Source organism: Bradyrhizobium arachidis (assembly GCF_015291705.1).
Taxonomy (GTDB): Bacteria; Pseudomonadota; Alphaproteobacteria; order Rhizobiales; family Xanthobacteraceae; genus Bradyrhizobium; species Bradyrhizobium arachidis.
The window spans coordinates 2,484,154-2,501,183 of sequence record NZ_CP030050.1 but is presented as its reverse complement, the minus strand read 5'-3'; the positions used below and the strand labels follow the sequence as shown (position 1 = coordinate 2,501,183).

At 56.7% G+C, this 17,030-nt stretch carries 17 protein-coding genes; 13 read left to right on the top strand and 4 right to left on the bottom strand.

Annotated features, from left to right (window positions below; all coding sequences use genetic code 11):
* Positions 1 to 47: 47 nt before the first annotated feature.
* Positions 48 to 515, bottom strand: coding sequence for a hypothetical protein (locus WN72_RS11495; RefSeq protein WP_143130686.1), 468 nt, complete (start codon positions 513 to 515; stop codon positions 48 to 50).
* A 188-nt stretch (positions 516 to 703) separates the two neighbouring features.
* Between WN72_RS11495 and WN72_RS11490 the strand changes: the two genes are divergently transcribed.
* From WN72_RS11490 to WN72_RS11445, 10 genes are all read left to right on the top strand, one after another.
* Positions 704 to 1,783 (top strand): acyltransferase family protein, encoded by a 1,080-nt coding sequence (locus WN72_RS11490; RefSeq protein WP_092217581.1) that lies wholly within the window; start codon positions 704 to 706, stop codon positions 1,781 to 1,783.
* Between the two features lie 18 nt (positions 1,784 to 1,801).
* Complete coding sequence (locus tag WN72_RS11485) at positions 1,802 to 3,391, top strand: DUF2264 domain-containing protein (protein ID WP_143130685.1); 1,590 nt, start codon at positions 1,802 to 1,804, stop codon at positions 3,389 to 3,391.
* A gap of 872 nt (positions 3,392 to 4,263) precedes the next feature.
* Positions 4,264 to 5,370: a dTDP-glucose 4,6-dehydratase gene (gene rfbB / locus WN72_RS11480; protein ID WP_092217579.1), complete on the top strand. Its 1,107-nt coding sequence runs from the start codon at positions 4,264 to 4,266 to the stop codon at positions 5,368 to 5,370.
* A gap of 24 nt (positions 5,371 to 5,394) precedes the next feature.
* Entirely contained in the window at positions 5,395 to 5,952 is a 558-nt protein-coding gene (rfbC, locus tag WN72_RS11475) for a dTDP-4-dehydrorhamnose 3,5-epimerase (RefSeq protein WP_027562151.1), read from the top strand.
* A 34-nt stretch (positions 5,953 to 5,986) separates the two neighbouring features.
* Positions 5,987 to 6,829 (top strand): NAD-dependent epimerase/dehydratase family protein, encoded by an 843-nt coding sequence (locus WN72_RS11470; protein ID WP_092217578.1) that lies wholly within the window; start codon positions 5,987 to 5,989, stop codon positions 6,827 to 6,829.
* A gap of 36 nt (positions 6,830 to 6,865) precedes the next feature.
* Positions 6,866 to 7,765 carry a glucose-1-phosphate thymidylyltransferase RfbA gene (rfbA, locus tag WN72_RS11465; RefSeq protein WP_092217577.1) on the top strand — a complete coding sequence of 300 codons (900 nt, stop codon included), beginning with the start codon at positions 6,866 to 6,868 and terminating at the stop codon, positions 7,763 to 7,765.
* 41 nt (positions 7,766 to 7,806) lie between these two features.
* Complete coding sequence (locus WN72_RS11460; RefSeq protein ID WP_092217576.1) at positions 7,807 to 8,823, top strand: glycosyltransferase family 4 protein; 1,017 nt, start codon at positions 7,807 to 7,809, stop codon at positions 8,821 to 8,823.
* Positions 8,824 to 8,834: 11 nt separating this feature from the next.
* Entirely contained in the window at positions 8,835 to 9,941 is a 1,107-nt protein-coding gene (locus WN72_RS11455) for an acyltransferase family protein (protein ID WP_092217575.1), read from the top strand.
* Entirely contained in the window at positions 9,934 to 11,043 is a 1,110-nt protein-coding gene (locus WN72_RS11450) for an acyltransferase family protein (RefSeq protein WP_143130684.1), read from the top strand. The genes WN72_RS11455 and WN72_RS11450 overlap by 8 nt, the downstream gene beginning before the upstream one ends.
* A gap of 144 nt (positions 11,044 to 11,187) precedes the next feature.
* The gene (locus WN72_RS11445; RefSeq protein WP_092217573.1) at positions 11,188 to 12,270 is read left to right on the top strand and encodes an acyltransferase family protein; all 1,083 of its coding nucleotides are present in this window, start codon (positions 11,188 to 11,190) and stop codon (positions 12,268 to 12,270) included.
* A gap of 136 nt (positions 12,271 to 12,406) precedes the next feature.
* Here the strand turns inward: WN72_RS11445 and WN72_RS11440 are convergent, their stop codons facing one another.
* Complete coding sequence (locus tag WN72_RS11440) at positions 12,407 to 13,714, bottom strand: oligosaccharide flippase family protein (protein WP_092217572.1); 1,308 nt, start codon at positions 13,712 to 13,714, stop codon at positions 12,407 to 12,409.
* Between the two features lie 861 nt (positions 13,715 to 14,575).
* Complete coding sequence (locus WN72_RS11435; protein WP_092217571.1) at positions 14,576 to 14,809, bottom strand: hypothetical protein; 234 nt, start codon at positions 14,807 to 14,809, stop codon at positions 14,576 to 14,578.
* 49 nt (positions 14,810 to 14,858) lie between these two features.
* On the opposite strand from WN72_RS11435, the gene WN72_RS11430 reads away from it, so the two are divergent.
* The 3 genes from WN72_RS11430 (at position 14,859) to WN72_RS11420 (ending at position 16,482) form a co-directional block, all read left to right on the top strand.
* Positions 14,859 to 15,434, top strand: coding sequence for a hypothetical protein (locus tag WN72_RS11430; protein ID WP_092217570.1), 576 nt, complete (start codon positions 14,859 to 14,861; stop codon positions 15,432 to 15,434).
* A 66-nt stretch (positions 15,435 to 15,500) separates the two neighbouring features.
* The gene (locus tag WN72_RS11425) at positions 15,501 to 15,779 is read left to right on the top strand and encodes a hypothetical protein (protein ID WP_092217569.1); all 279 of its coding nucleotides are present in this window, start codon (positions 15,501 to 15,503) and stop codon (positions 15,777 to 15,779) included.
* A 379-nt stretch (positions 15,780 to 16,158) separates the two neighbouring features.
* A complete protein-coding gene (locus WN72_RS11420; RefSeq protein ID WP_143130683.1) occupies positions 16,159 to 16,482 on the top strand; it encodes a hypothetical protein in 324 nt (107 codons plus the stop codon).
* Between the two features lie 32 nt (positions 16,483 to 16,514).
* Here WN72_RS11420 and WN72_RS11415 read toward each other — a convergent pair whose 3' ends face one another.
* Positions 16,515 to 16,955 carry a GMC family oxidoreductase gene (locus WN72_RS11415; protein ID WP_167380975.1) on the bottom strand — a complete coding sequence of 147 codons (441 nt, stop codon included), beginning with the start codon at positions 16,953 to 16,955 and terminating at the stop codon, positions 16,515 to 16,517.
* Between the last annotated feature and the right edge of the window lie 75 nt (positions 16,956 to 17,030).

Genomic DNA, 17,030 nt, shown 5'->3' with positions numbered 1-17,030 from the left:
GCGAAAATCATCACGGTCGAGCGCACCATCGCAATACAGCGGCAAGTCTACTCCGCGCTGACTTCGACCTCGATCGACGAATTGCCCGAAATCCGCATCGACGATCCCGTGATGCTCAGCTTGAACGAGTCGCTTCCGCGAGCACCCTGATTGGACAAGTAGCGGAACGAAGGTCCCTGGATGATGATCTGCCCTGATTTGGGCATCTCGGTGATGGCGATGTGATCGATCATGATCGTCGACCATCGCAAGCCCTGGATGCATTGCCCGCCCGAAGCGATCTTGAACGACCAGCGAACCGTGTCCGATTGAAGCTTGAATGGTTCCGGATGCAGGAGACACGTTCCCCCGGCCAGGGCCGCCGTTGGTGACAGCGCCAAGACAAGAAGAAAGGTACGAAGCCCCCCTCCAATCAAGCTCCGCGACAAGGAATGACCTGGCGGTGCGCGCTTGACCAACTTCAGCCGAAACCAAGCTTCGAACATTTTGTCGCGCCCGTGACGCTCGCGAAGCATGCGGCGGCTTCTAGATGCGTACACCCCTGCGACAGCGTGACCTAGTATTGCACGCTCAAGCGTCAACATAACCATCGATATGCCTCGTTCTTGCCGTAAGAAGATCATCCAATGACGTCCGGGTAAACCTCGACGAGATGGCCTCATCCGCGTGACGTTCGGGTTCCTGACTAGTTTGAGGCCAAGCAGTGCATCGAATCGTTACGATCCAGTATTTGCGCGCCGTCGCGGCAACCGGCGTGGTGGTGCACCACTTCATAGGTCCCGCCTACTTCGATGCAGGCTTGAAACAACCGCCCTCAATCGGTGAAGCGGGCGTCGATCTTTTCTTCGTGATCAGCGGGTTCATCATGTGGACCACGACGGGGCGCAGGCAGATCGGGCCGCAGGAGTTCATGTGGCATCGCATCCTTCGTATCGTCCCGCTTTATTGGCTCTTCACTCTCGCTTATTTCCTAATCACGCTAGCCAGCAAGCACAGCCCTATCTCCCCCCTCGATGTCATCAGGTCCCTATTCTTCATTCCATGGTTCGACGGCCATTTGAGCCAGCGGATTTCTGCGTTCTATTTTCTTGGATGGACGCTGATGTACGAAATGTTCTTCTATTGTGTATTCGCCGTTACGCTCACCCTGCCGAGAGCATTGCAGTTCAAAGCCATAGTCGGATGCCTTTCTGCACTGATCGTCGTTGGCATCCTTTTCGATTTTAAGGGAGGGATGTCTTTCGCCTATACGAGCCCGCTCCTCTTAGAGTTTATGGCGGGATGCATCATCGGGAGGATATTTGAGGCTAACCGCACTGCTCCGAAGCCATTGGCCCTTGTCCTAATTGGCGGAGGCCTAATTGTTCTGGTCCTGTCAGCAACGAACATGCCGGACAATCTGCTTGAGAGAGCGCTGACCTGGGGTCTGTCATCAGCACTAATCGTTATGGGGATATTGAGCTTCGAATTTGATGCGGAGAAACATCCTAGCAATACGGCACTTCTGCTTGGAAACGCATCCTACTCTGTCTACCTATCCCACATCATCATTCTCCTCATATTTAATTTAGTGATGAAGAAGACGGGGATAATACATGGCTTCGGTATTGATCAGGCCTTCAGCTCTGCCGCCGCCTTTTACGGAATTTGCGGTGGCGCGGTGGCGCTTCTCGGCGGCGTGGCTGTCTACCAGTTCATAGAGCGGCCATTGTCAAAGCTAATTATGCTCGGCCTCGCGCAAAGAAGACCCAGCGAGGCGCCCGTTGTGCAGGAGAGGTTTTAACCTTTCGATCAACTGCCCTTGTTTTCTGGTTCCGCGGGGCTTTCCAGAAGTTCCCTGCGTGGTATTATTGCATCAGTAAATTCATTGATTTGGTGGCCGCGCGCCACATTAGATTTCTGGGGCAGCACGTTGCGGATAAAGCTCGTTTTGGGGTGCCTCACACTTGTGCTGGCTTTACCGATCGCGTTCATGAAGACAGGACAGCCGATCGACGGCTGGCTAAAATATAGATCGATGCCCCCTCCTGGCCTTCAAGAGCGCGACATACAGGCGGCATTTGCCGACGGAAGTCTTTCACCCAAGCAGCGATTTGTTCAGCTGATAAAGTATTTTTCCGATGGCTTCTTTCGGCACGCTACCCCGAATTTCGAACGGGTAAACTACCCGGGCATTGGTGGTGGAGCAGGCTTTTCCGTCAACGGAATCGAGGGATTTGCCAGAACAGCGGTGTTGCTCGCCGCTTGGGCTCGCGCTACTCGTTCGGAAGCTGAACGTAGTGAAGAACGACTAAGAATAATTTCAGCTTTGAAGTCCGGCATATTGACTGGGACCGATCCTCAGTCCCCCTACTTTTGGGGGCAGATTGGCGACAACGATCAACGCGTCGTCGAGGGAGCCGATGTCGCCCGCGTTCTGTATCTCACGCGCGATGAGTTGTGGGAGAAGCTCTCTCCACTGCAACAAAATCAGGTCGCGGAATGGCTGGAGGCAGGTATTTTTGTAGATACTTTGCATAACAATTGGCTTCTGTTTCCAGTTGCGATCAACAATGTCCTGAAGAGCCTCGGCCGCGGAACTGAGAGGAGTGACGCTGCAGCATTTGCAAAGTACCAGGACTTCAAGTCCAACTATCTTGAGAACGGTTGGTTCTTCGACAAACCGGAAGGCGTCGATTATTACAATGCGTGGGGTATCACGTATGAGTTCTTTTGGCTCAACCGGCTTTCACCCGACTTCGATTCCGATTTCATTAGAAACGCTCTAACACAATCCGCGGCGCTCACTTCGCATCTCATTGGGCCATCCGGTATTCCCATCATGGGCCGCAGCGTGTGCTATCGTACAGCGATACCTGTACCCCTAATTGCAGTTTCGCTCCTCGAGAACACTTCTCAGTCTAGGGGAATGGCGCTTCGAGCGCTCGACCTGGTCTGGCAACATTTCATCTCTCATGACGCCCTCCGTGACGGTGGCCTTACGCAAGGCTATTTCGACAACGATGCTCGCTTTGTAGACGTCTACACGGGGACAGGTAGCTGTCACTGGGGGCTGAGATCACTTGCTCTAGCGCTTTTGCACAATGATCCAGACTCATTCTGGAAAAGCAAAGAACAGCCGATGCCAATTGAACTTGGATCCTTCCACATCGAGCTTCCGCGCCTGGGTTGGATCTTGAACGGCAATCACTCAACCGGCGAAATCACCATCGAGATCTTAAGCAACACCAAGGTTAACCCACCGTGCGCCGACTACGGTCTCTCCCGGCGCTTGGCCGAGTTGGTTTCAAGACGTCCCCGGCGGCCGAATAATCACGCCGCTCAGTACGAAGCCCGGATGTATAGTACAGCAAGGCCTTATCCTCTGCGGGCCTGCAATTCCTGGCTTTGAGTCACACTTTGCAATGCTTCGCGCTCGCCCCTTCACCACGATAACAAAGTCGTTCCAACGCCTGAGCACATACCTCAGCCATCTGAGAATGAGTCACAAAGCAAGCCGCTGAAAATCCGTAACATAGATCCAAACACTGGCGGTAGACGCGGATGAGGCCGGGCAAGGCAGCCCAAGCCACGCAGTCTTGAACTTGATGAGCCATCCCAAGTAGAGAGCGCCTGCTCCCACAGGCCAACGAAGATCCGCACCTAGCCGAGTGAAAAGGCTCTGGAATATCTCGCGACACTGCAGAATTTACACATCTGCCAATCATCCATTTCAGCAGACTCAATAGAAGGGATTGTCCGTCGCTCGCCGTCGAGGGACTAATCAGATCATCGCAATGTCCATCGCATTGTAGGAAGATAGCGACACCGAGGCACGCTGAAAATAGCGGAATGGAACGGTGCACTAGATCTCGCTTGCATCAACCTTCTAGCGAACGCCCAGCGGTCGACAACGATAGTAAACTCGGAATGGATCGCGAGATGTATGGCTCGTTCGTCTTCTCGACCGGAGCCTTTCTCTAAAGCCGACTGAGGCCGTGCAGATTGACTTTGCGCGGGGAGCCAGCGATGCAAAGTCCCACGCGACAGACATCGAAGCTCGAAATCACGAGGGCTACAGAATTTTGTCATATTAGCTATGCGGGGAAAAATGACTTGCTCGGATTTTACGAGGACAATAGACTTCACGCATAATTCGCTAATCTATCTTCATCTTGGAATTTCAGTCCGATTTTTGAGCACGATGAAGAATTCTTGGGCACTCGCCACAGAGAGGCCCACAAGGACTTTTAGTCATTCGCTGACTATCTGCTGAAACCAAGAATGGAACTGTTCGTGGCTAAGGACTCGACGTTGGCTTCGCAATGCGATCCGAAGAGGTTTCTCGTAACCGGCGGAGCAGGCTTCATCGGCTCGGCCGTCGTGCGTCGCCTCATCGAGACCACGTCGAGTGACGTCCTCGTCGTCGACAAGCTCACCTACGCGGGCAATCTGGATTCGCTTCGGCCGGTTTCCGCGAATCCGCGGTACCGCTTCGAGCAAGCTGACATCGCCGATGCTGCGGCCATGCGACGAATTGTGACGGCGTTCGCACCGGACGTTGTCATGCATCTTGCGGCTGAAAGTCACGTCGACCGCTCGATCGACGGGCCCGGTGAGTTCATTCAAACCAATGTCGTCGGCACCTTTGCACTGCTTCAGGCGGCCCTGGAGTACTGGCGGAAGCTGCCGTCGCAACGCAAGGACGGCTTTCGCTTCCATCACATCTCGACCGACGAGGTTTTTGGATCGCTGGGAGCCACCGGCTACTTCAGCGAAGAGACGGCCTATCAGCCCAACTCCCCCTATTCCGCGTCCAAGGCCGCATCCGATCACCTAGTTCGCGCCTGGCACCATACCTACGGCCTGCCAGTCGTGATCACCAACTGCTCCAACAATTACGGCCCCTACCACTTTCCCGAAAAGCTGATTCCGCTGACGATCATCAATGCACTGGAGGGCAAGCCGCTCCCGGTCTACGGCAAGGGTGAAAACATCCGCGACTGGCTTCATGTGGATGACCACGCGGAAGCACTCCTGCTTGTTGCTCACAAAGGCGTCACGGGACAGTGCTACAATATCGGCGGTCACAATGAGGCCACAAATATCGATGTTGTCAGGGCGATCTGCGCATTGGTCGATGAGCTCGCCCCCAATCCGTCGATCGGCCCACGCGAACGGCTGATCACCTTTGTGGCGGACCGCCCGGGCCACGATGCACGCTATGCGATCGACGCTGCGAAGATAGCGCGAGAGCTGGGCTGGAAACCAAGGCACAGTTTTGAGAGCGGATTGCGCCAAACCGTGCAATGGTATCTCGACAACAAGACATGGTGGGAACGCGTGAGGACAGGCACCTATCGAGGCGAGCGACTTGGCCTCGCAGTCTAGGTTCTTCAGCGTCCAGGATTTACCATGCTCAACGTCGTTCCTACCGCCATCGAGGCCGTCAAGGTCATTACGCCAAAATCATTCGGCGATGTCCGCGGGCTCTTCAGCGAGACGTACAACCAGCAGCGATTTTTCGAGCACGGCATCACCCTGAATTTCGTTCAGGACAATCAGGCCTTCTCGAAGGAGACAGGCACCATCCGTGGTCTCCATTTCCAGACGCCCCCCACAGCACAAGACAAATTGCTGCGCGTATTGCACGGGAGCGTGGTTGACGTCGCAGTCGACTTGCGGCGCTCGTCGCCCACTTATGGAAAGTGGGTCTCGGAAGTGCTTTCGGCCGAAAACGGCAAACAGCTTCTGGTTCCGGCCGGCTTTGCACACGGCTATTGCACGCTGGAACCCGACACGGTGGTTCTCTACAAAGTAACCGCTTACTGGTCTCCGAAGGACGAGCGTGGCCTTGCCTGGGATGATCCGGATCTCGCGATCGATTGGCAGGTGCCGCGGGACAAATCTCTGCTCGCAGAGAAAGATACCCGCTGGCCACAGCTGAAGGCGCTGCCGACTTATTTCGATTGACTAGCGGCCTGAGTTTAAGAGGGACAGATACGGTATGAAGGTCGCAGTCACCGGCGGTGGTGGATATGTTGGATCGCACGTCGTGCCGGCCTTGCGAAAGGCGGGTCATGAGGTCGTCTCGATAGGGCGGCATCCATCTGGCGGTGGCACTTCCGGACACCTCGCGGCTGACATCTTCGATAGCGATCCCGATCTGTACCGCCGACTCGGCAGCCCGGATGTCTGCATTCATCTCGCCTGGGAATTCGGCTTTGATCACGCCAACCCCGCGCACTTCGCGAACGTCGACAAGCATTACCGGTTCATGGAAACAATGCTTCGCGGCGGCCTGAAGCATCTTGTCACCGCCGGCACGGTGCACGAGATCGGCTTTCACGTCGGGGCGGTCACCGAGGCGACGCCGGCGTCGCCGCGCCACCCCTATGGCATCGCCAAGAACTATCTCCGCCAACTCCAGGACTGGCTCTGCACCCAGCATGGCGCCGTGAGCCAGTGGCTCCGGTGCTACTACATCACCGGCGACGATCGCCGGAACAATTCGATCTTCGCCAAGCTCCTCAAGGCAGCCGAAGAAGGCCAGAAGACGTTCCCGCTCAACAGCGGTGAGCTGCTTTGCGATTTCATCGACGTAGAGGAGCTCGCAGGACAGATCGCCAAAGTATCGTCGCAGACGGAGGTCACGGGAGTGATCAACTGCTGCTCGGGCACACCGACGTCCCTGCGAACACGGGTCACGAGATTCGTTTCCGACAACAACCTCGATATCGAGCTGCAATGGGGCAAGTTTCCGATGCGTCCGTACGATTCACCGGCAGTCTGGGGCGACGTGACCAAGCTGGCGGCGGCCCTCGCTGCGGCACCAGGACAGAAGAATTGAGATCTCGCGATCGACGAGTCACGAAAGGATCATGAGATGACTGCGATTACCAAAGGCATCGTTCTTGCGGGTGGCAGCGGCACGCGCCTGCATCCGATGACGATCTCGGCGTCGAAGCAGCTCTTGCCGATCTACGACAAACCGTTGATCTACTACCCGCTATCGGTCCTGATGCTGGCCGGAATTCGCGACGTCCTGATCATCTCTACGCCGAGCGACCTGCCGAGATTCCGGCAGCTGCTGGGCGACGGCGAGAAATGGGGAATGTCGTTCAGCTATGCCGAACAGCCGAGCCCGGACGGACTTGCGCAGGCCTACATCATCGGCGCCGACTTCGTCGCCGGCCAATCGTCTGCACTCGTCCTGGGAGACAATCTCTTCTACGGCCACGATCTGGTTCCGGTGCTGCGCCGGGCCAACCGCCAGGTCGATGGAGCGACGATTTTCGCCTATCACGTCAGCGATCCTCAGGCCTACGGCGTGGTGGAATTCGACCAGCGCAACGTGGCCGTATCGATCGAGGAGAAGCCGCGCGAACCACGATCGAATTGGGCGGTGACCGGACTCTATTTCTACGACCGGGAAGTCGTCGATATCGCCGCGAATCTGAAGCCCTCGAAGCGAGGCGAGCTCGAGATCACCGACGTGAACCGCGCCTACCTCGAACGGAAACAGCTCCGCGTCGAGAGAATGGGGCGCGGCTTTGCCTGGCTCGATACCGGCACGCCGGACAACATGCTCGAGGCGGCCGAGTTCGTCCGCGTGCTCGAAAAACGCCAGGGCTACAAGATCTGCTGTCCCGAGGAGATTGCCTATCGCTCCGGCTGGATCTCGCCCGATCAACTGCAGCGCCTGGCTGAGCCGATCGCCAAGAGCGCCTATGGACAATATCTGTTGCGCGTCTGCGCAATGCCGAAAGAGGACTATCTTTCTTGAGCGATGCTTCAGCCCCCAATCAGCTCCCGCTTAGGCCAGCGATGCACTGGAAGGTATTGACGCCCTTCAGCCCCTCGACCACGACGGGCTGGATACCTTCCTACATCTCCGATCCAAGTCTGACCTTCGAGGTGATCCCGTCCGACTATGATCATGATCGATCTCGCCGCCTGTCCGGCTTGCGCGAGTGGATCGACTATGCACGTCATGCCGTTCGAGCGTGGTTCAAGACGCCTTCGAAACCCGACGAGCAATTCGGCTATCTCACGAGCTTTCCCCAGCTGCCGATCTGCCTCGCGCTGATCAAGCGCCTCACCTTTTCGAAGGTGCCGATCGTCGCATGGTGCTTCAATCTCGGATCGACCTACGACGGAGCCAAGGGCGTGCTCGCCCGTTTTGCTTCGCGCGCCATCGACATCTTCGTCGTTCATTCGACGGCCGAGATCGATATCTATTCAAAATGGCTGCGGCTGCCGCGGGACAAATTCATTTACGTTCCTCTCTCGGTGGAAATGAAGGCATTGCCGCCGGTCACCGCCAACGCGGATCGCTTCGTGTTGGCGCTGGGAACGGCCAACCGCGACTACGACGGCCTGGTGAAGGCCCTCACCCCGCTCGGATACCGTACCATCATCGTCTCCGGCCCCAAGGCGATGGAAGACGTGCAACTGCCCCCTTTCATCGAACACAGGAGCGGCCTGCCGCTCGAGGAATGCCATAAGCTGAGCCGCGCCGCCGATCTCATCGTGATCCCACTCAAGGAAGTCGAGGCCGCCTCCGGTCAGGTCAGCTTCCTCGAGACCATGATGTTCGGACGGCCGGTAGTCGTGACGCGCGCACCGGGGACGGTGGACTATATCGAGGACGGCGAGACCGGGCTCCTGGTCGAGCCTGGCGACATCGAAGGCCTGCGCAGCGCGATTGCAAAACTATGGAACGATGAGGACCTTCGCCTGAGGCTCGGAAGCGCGGCAAGAACAAGCGTCGAGAATTCGGCGACCTTCAGGGCCGTCGCCCCGAAAATGTGCCAGGTACTTCATACGTTTGCAGCCCGATAAAGCTTCACCGAATGCATAGAGACAATAATTTCAATCTCATCCGGACGGTTGCGGCGCTCGCTGTACTCGTGGCACATGCTTACCCCATAGCGTGGGGACCGCACGCGCCGAAGCCGTTAGAAGGGCCACTTGAATTACGGGGAGGATTGGGCACTTTCGCCGTCATAGTTTTCTTTATTGTCTCAGGATATTTCATCACGCAAAGCGCGTTGCGGGCCAAAGGCACATTTGATTTTTGGACGGCCCGATTCCTTAGAATTTACCCCGGCCTGTTCGTCTCACTGTTTTTGACTGCCTTGCTTGGTGTAGGCGCTTCAACTTTAAGCATCGGTGATTACTTTTCCAGCCGCCAAACCTACACTTATGTCCCCTTCGGACTAACACTTGTTTCTATTCAATACTCTCTCCCGGGCGTATTCGAGAGCACCCCTTTTCCGCAAGCAGTGAATGGGTCTTTGTGGACGCTCTTCTACGAGGTTCTTTGTTACGTAATGGTCTCGGCGCTAGCTACGACCGGCCTTCTGCAGCACAAAACGGGACGCGTTGCTTTTTTTGCAATCTTCTTCCTCCTCTATCTAGGTGCCAAAGTAGCGCTGAGCGTGGGGATGATTCCGACCTGGACCAGTCGCAGCGCCGTCAATTTCCTGGTCCATCTCTTGGATCTGACGCCACCATTTGTCATCGGAATGCTCTTCTATCTTTATCGCGATCGGTTGCCACTCAACATTGCGATTTGCGCATTGTTCGCGCTCTTTACGACGATGGCGTCCGACACTATCATTTTTCGGGAGATGTTGCTTCTTACGACGGCGTTCTGCGTTTTCTATCTCGGCTTTCGATCGCTGCAAGTACTACATCCCTTCAATCGTTTGGGGGACTATTCTTACGGCATCTACATCTACGCGTTTCCAATTGAACAACTCGTTGCCCATTTTTTCAGAGACGTATCACCAGTGGGAATAATGATGATTGCCACGCCGATAACAGTGGCGGTTAGCGCGGCCTCATGGCACACAATTGAAGGACCCGCCCTCTCGCTTCGCGCCAAGATCGCATCAAACCTCTCTCCTCGACTCCTTGACGCAAGCACAGCCATAGTAAAATCCGAACTTGAATAAGATCGACAACAGCTTGGGCAAACTCGATAGCGACGTTGCAGTTGACGTCGGTCGATCAACTGACGCGCGGCAGAGCAGTCAGATGTTCTTGGGCGTACAGATACTCCGAGGAGTCGCCGCCCTCATGGTTGTTCTGATTCACAGTTCGCTACTTCTGGGGCGTCATAGCCCTTTCCATATACCCTCTGAAGCTGGCGCTGCTGGTGTAGACATTTTTTTTGCAATTAGCGGCTTCGTTATGGCGGTAGTTACAGCCAATTCGTGGGGCCAACCGAACATTGCAAATGCCTTTCTTGTTCGACGAATCATCCGGGTTGTTCCGACCTATTGGATCATTACACTCCTGAAGTGCGCCCTGATGCTGCTGATACCCAGCCTCATCATGAACACGGAGCTTAGCTGGTTACATCTCGGCACCTCCCTCTTCTTTGTTCCAGTCACCTATCAGTGGCCGATTTTGCAGGTGGGTTGGACACTCTCATTCGAAATGTTCTTTTATCTCGTGTTCGCGCTCGCTCTCTCTTTGACTTCACGTCCGGCCTACTGGTGCTCCCTCCTGTTCGGCACGATGGTTGCCGTCGGTCTCACGATCGGACGAAGCTGGGGACCGCTGCCGTTTCTTCTAAACCCCCTCTTAATCGAATTTGTGTTTGGCCTGCTTGTAGGCCTAGCGACAGTGCGGGGTTTATTCCTCTCCAAAGCGGCAGCCGCTGCGCTTGCGTGCGTTTCCGGTTTGGCCCTTTTTTCAAGTAATTTTGTCGAAGCAGCCGAATCCTACCGCGTCTTGTGGTGGGGCGTTCCCGGCTTTCTGCTGCTTGCCTCGGTCGTTGCTCTGGAGCCGTCCCTTCGTTCTTATCCGATTCGTCCACTTGTCGACCTCGGAGCTGCATCTTACAGCTTGTATCTGACTCATACGATTGTCCTCGGCGCCGTTTGGGCGGTGGCAACCAAGGTAATCCCGATGAACGGCCTCGGTGCTTTCATGGTTTACGCACTTGGGGTGGCAGCGAGCATTGCAATCGCCTGGATTTTTCATCGTAGCGTAGAACTACCGCTAACTGGCGCATTAGCACGAATGTCATACTCGCGCTCTTCGAAATAGGATTGCAGCGGCATCGCTACGCGTAGTCACCGCCCTAAAAACGTCGCTGCCCTAAAAACGCTCCAGGTTCTCGCTAAATTTGACGATGCATCACAGGAATCCGCATAGGCGCCGCCGCCTTGCGGAAGACGCGAGCTTTCCTCGATGCACCGAAATAACAATTTCAATTTCATTCGCGCCGCGGCCGCACTGGCGGTGCTTGCTTCACATGCATATCCAATCGCCGGGGGTTCGCGGACGGTACAGCCTTTCGAGCCGGAACTCGGTATGCACGGTGGGTTGGGAACACTCGCTGTGCTCGTGTTCTTCATCGTGTCGGGCTACTTCATTACGCAAAGCGCGCTTAGGAGTGCGAGCCTGTTCGATTTTTGGGCGGCGCGCTTTCTGAGAATCTATCCAGGCTTATTCGTGGCGTTATCCTTGACGGCGCTGCTTGGTGTGAGCATTTCTTCGCTGAGTGTCGGAGCCTACTTTTTAAGCGGTCAAACGTACTCCTACATTCCATCAGGTCTGTCACTTGCCTGGGTGCAATATGAGCTACCCGGCGTATTTGACGGCAACCCGTTCCCACAACTGGTAAATGGCTCGCTCTGGACACTCTTTTATGAAGTCCTCTGCTATGTGATGGTCTCGATTCTGGCCGTGCTCGGCATTCTCCAGAACAAGACCGCGCGTGCCGCTTTCTTTGCCACCTACCTGGTCCTGTACGTCGTAGCAAAGCTGATGCTGATGGCAGGTCTCTTTCCCGACTGGGTCAGCAAAGGCGCCATCAATTTCCTGACGCACCTGTTGGATCTAACCCCGCCTTTCGTCATCGGAATGCTGTTCTATGCTTACCGCGATCGGCTGCCGCTCAACTTCGCGATCTGCGCAGTGCTCCTCGTGTGCACGGTGTTGTCGGCCAATACGCCATTCTACCGTGAGATGATGCTGTTCTCGGTCGCCTTCTGCACGTTCTACATAGGCTTTCGGTCGCTCAAGGTGCTCTATTCCTTCAATAACCTCGGCGACTATTCCTACGGAATCTACATTTACGCTTTCCCGATCGAGCAACTCGTAGCCTACTTCTTCAACGGCATTTCGCCGCTAGGCATCATTGCGATCGCTACGCCGCTCACGATTGGGATCAGCGCCGCATCGTGGCACACGATCGAGGCTCCCGCTCTGGCGCTTCGCTCCAGGATCGCGCCGCTCATGTCGATGAAACGGGCCAAGGTCTCGGCCTAAAGCGCGACGAGATAAGGATGAATCGTCATCGCGCTTTATTGTTGGGCATGACCCTTTTCGGAAAACCGCTGCGCACTTGTCCGGATCATGCTTCAGAGCCTGACGGCGACGGGCAGGCTCTAAGCCGTCGCGGCGCTTAGGTCTGGGTCGACTGTTTTTCCAGCTTGAGCTTGCGATCGAACTTCGTCGCCACGCCGAGGATATAGCCGAGGAAACCGATGTTGGCCAACGAGCCGGCCAAGCTGAACAGCGCAACCGGCACGATCGGGTCGGTCTTGACGAAGACGTTGATCGAGAGGGCGCCAAGCCTCACGATGATGCTCAGGATCTCATAGACCAGGTAGGCGGGCTGGACGCGATAGACCGATGCTGCCGCAAAGGCGGGTCTCGTGATGATCGCGGTCAGAAACACGAAGGACAGGAACTGGCTATAACTACCCGCCTCGGTCCACTTGGCGCCGAAGACCAGGCCGAAGATCTGCGGGCCGAAGAGGATCAGAATCCCGAAGGGCAACGCCGTGATCGCGCACAGCGCACCGGTCGCCTTGAGGAGCAGTGGACGCGTTTCCTGGCCATGATTTGCGAGTTCCGCCAACCGCGGAAAGAAGATGTCGTTGATCGTCTTTGCCAGCAGCCACGCGGGAGCTCCCAATGCGGAATTGCACAAGGAAAAAAAGCCTGCGGCGACGTGGCCGTGGAAGACCGCCAGCAGCAGAAGCGGACTGCTTTGTGATACCGCGCTGACCAACGTCTGCGGCGCCCTGAACAGCGGGAAGTCGACATATCTGCGCGCCATGAGCCGCGTCCGCTGCACGGAGACCCACGCCGGCCAGCGCTCACCACCGACATTCAGCCAGAGCAGGAACACGACCGAGCTGAATGGGCTCGCGAGCATCGACACCAGGATCAACGCGAAAGCCGTAGGCCAGAATACGCCGACCAGCACCTTTGAAAGACTCACGACGATCGCCTGGGCGATGATGACCCTGGCCGATGTGGCGTATCGCTTCTTTCGGAGCATCCATTGCTGGGCCGCTTGTAGCAGCGCTTCAAAGACCACCTGGAGCGGCAGCACAAACAGGAGAAATTGCGTGGTCTCCACGCGATCGAGCCAACCCAGGTAAAGGCCGATGCCCAGCAACAACGCGGTAGCAACGGCAAACGACGACAGCAAGCTCACCCAGACCAGCGCTAGAGCATCGTCGTCGTGGGCCGGCAGCACGATGGCGGCGGAATAAGTCAGCGTCGCAACCGCGTTGACGAGCACGACGATCGCCATGAACGTCCCGAGCGCGCCGAAGGCCGCCGGGTCGAACAACCGGCTGAGGATCGGCGAAGCAGCGACAGTAATCACCTGGGCCGCGGCCGTACCCGTCAACACCACGGCGATGCTACGCACCAGTGGACGGCCCCAGTAACTGCGGATCAAGCTGGTTAACGACATGCAGGGCTTGTTCTAGCGAGAGAGCCTATCGTCACGGATAGACGGCCCAAGTTAGAGCCGACGAAGCGACGATATTTCAACGCCGCCGTTCCGTTTTTGGCCCGGTCGAGATGGAGATTGTCGCAAACGAAGCGGTCCGGCGCTGCCCATTTGCGATGAAGACGGTGCTCACTAGCACATCGGATTGGAGGCCGAAAGGCGGTTATCCTCCCCTCGAGGCAGGCGTCAATGCGCCTCCGAAGTCCTTGCCTCGACACCCGATATCAGCAGAAAGATGGACTTGACCGCCGCGAGGCTACCCTTCTCCGGGAAGTGGCCGTAGTCGATATAATGCAGTCCCGCGCTCGTCTTGAGGGAGCAAAGGGTCTTCTCACACAGGAGACCGAAGGGGGAGACAAAGTGGGCTCCCTCCGATTATAGCCTTATTTGTTGTTTCAGGCGAAAACATCCGTCGTCATGGGCATGTCCTGTCTGAGAGTGAGGCCTTCCAGCCATGCGTCGGGTAGCCCCCGCTGGGATTCCGTGTAGCCTAGTTACCCTTCGCTTGCGGCTCGTACGCAGCGCGCCGCGAACTATGGGAAGAGGCTCGGCCGACGCCAGCTCTGTTCGGCCTTGAAAAGACCGCATGAAAGGCGCGGAACGCGAGGGCTATCGCGTCTGTTGCCGGTTTTTCCCGGATGCATTCCGTGCGCATGGGTGTGGTCGAGCGAGCCGGCGATAAAACGACGGATGCCTCTCATATAAACGGAATCCAGGAGCTCATCATCGAGGTTGCCTTCGGCGCGGCCGCTCTGGCAGCGATGAGTAGCTGGCTTTATATTTTGGGCCGGATCTTCGTTGCGGAATCTATTGTATTGTCCGTTAGAGCTCCACCAAGTGGTCAAACAGCATTGCTGCCCCGCTGGGCATTTTGTGCAGGCTAATTCCCTTCGGCGTGCGGCTGAACCGCTCGCCACGTTCGAAGCGCGCGCGGGCGCGATCAACGACGCTCTTGATCTCTTTCCGCGGCGTCTTCGGCCGCTCGAAGGGCCAGTTACGCGCGGGATCGTTGCCGACCTCGACCACGCCAGCCTGGCGATACGTCGCGCGGAGCACTGACTTCTAGCCGTAGAACTTGCCATCGAGCTGGCTCTGCAGAGGCTCCATGATATCGCTCGCGATCCGCGGCGCCGGCAGGCTCGATCGCGCCGGCGGAAGCCTCGCGCTTCGTCGGAATCACGATCTTCTTGGAGAAGTCGATCAGCTTGAAGTTGTCGCTGTGCAATCTCTGGTTCTAAGGGAGATCGACGTGAATAGCCTTGTTTCCGCAATTCTCGTCGCGCTCGGCGGCCTTTTCGTCGTAGCCCTCGGCCTTGCACTCATCACCTTCGCAATGCGTAACCCCGCTTGGTGCGCTCCGAACGAAAGCGCGGCGGAGTGCTTCAGGAACTGGTTGGTAGCGGTCGTGCCAGTGCTTGCCTTCGTTGCTGCCATCGTCGCCGCGGCTTTTGCTTTCGGGCAGATGTGCGCAGCACAGAAGCAGCTCAGACAAATGCAGGATCAGACTGCACTTGCTCGCCAGCAATTCGACCCGACACAGCGACCATGGATCATCGTTGCGGTCGACAAGCCTACGATAGAGCCCTTCGGCGATGACGAGATGCTGAAGCTCAATGTCCACATGAAGAACATTGGATCGGAGCCAGCGCTACACGTTGTGCCGCATTCGATTAATAGCTAAGGCGCCCCCGCACCCACGAGGAATGATCCTGATTGGGGAAATCCGCTCAACCCGGTGTTCCGCACAATGATCGAGGAACGCCGAAAAGCGCCGATGAAACGGGGTTATACAATTTTTCCATCGCAAACCCTCGATGAACCCGGGACTCACGGCTTCCCGTATTCGGGACCGAAGGGCTGGACCAAACTCGATGTCGCGGTCGGAATGCTCGTCAGTCATTTCGGCCCTGGCGCCGGCGAGATGTATTTTACACCCGCCGCGTTCAGTGTTTCGATAACCCGAAATCCGGACGGATCTGTCAGTTTCACGATCGTGCAGGACTTCGACGCCTTCCCACCCCCGTGATCAGACTGAGGTTGCTAATCCCGCATACAGCTAGCAACGGTGGCATTATCGCCCGCCGGGAAATAAGGTCGATCTGGAAGAGCGGACGAACCGTAAAATTGCGGGTTGATTGTGCAATGCAGCCGCTGGTACGCCCTTGCTGACTGAGGGCTCTTTATGCGATTTTTTAGGTGGCGGGACCGGAAGTATCCGGACGCCGAATTCAATTGGCATGAATGTAAACCGCCGATCATTCCACGCCGGACACTTGATGGCGGTTGGACATCGAGCGAGCTGTATCCTGGCAAGACCTGGCGCCGCCGAGGTATGGGCGGAAGGTGGGAATACCGTCAGGAGCCGCAGGCCGCGGAAGATATAGGCCGCGACCAATGGTGAGGACATGAGTCGGCGCGAGATCGCGCTGGTAATAGCACTCAGCCCGGTTGCCATGCGTCAGCCGATCCACAGTCTAAAATTGGAACCATCTTTAACCGTTCGCTTTACCCGCATTCACCACCGGGAAATTGGGCAAGTGAATTGGCGTGACGATGGCTGGCAGGAATACCGTCCCCTGCAATTCTGGCGAAAAATCAGGTTCACCGACGGCACCGAGGGGACGTGCGAGCTGCCGGTCTTGAGGCGAAGACGTCCAGATGGTCGTTGGGAATATCGCAGGCTCGCCGCTGAAGAAAGGGAGCGCTGGGAACGGGACCAGGCTTGGTGACCGCCCGCCTTGAGGAAGCGCACGAGCATGCCTTAAGGAGTGCGCACCTCGGTTGGTGAGACTCCTCCCCACTTGAACAAGCGGGCTATGTGATGCGACAATCTCAGAGCGAGCGCCACGACGATCAGCGTTGGATTGGCTTGACTGGACGTTGGCAACACGGACGTGCTGCACAGGTACAGGTTGGCGATGCCAAAAGCGCGAAGGTTCCGGTCCGCGACCCCGTCGTTTGCCGATGAAGCCATACGGGTCATGCCGAGTTGATGCGTGCCATCCTTGGCCTGTCGCAAAGCGGTCTTTTGCTGATCGGATGGGTTACACCGCAGCACCAGCCGAGCGAGACTTCCCCGCTTCAACCACTCCGACATTCGCTGGTGTAATCTCTCGAGGGATGCTGCGTCCGCTTCTGTAAAGCGCAAGTCGATCGCAATCCGGTTCATGCCCAACCGATCGACCTCGCCCGTCAAAGTCACCCGGCTCGCCTGGTTGGGCAGATGCTCGGCATGATAGGCGAGCCTGTACTGTGAGTTTTGATTGCGTATGAGGAA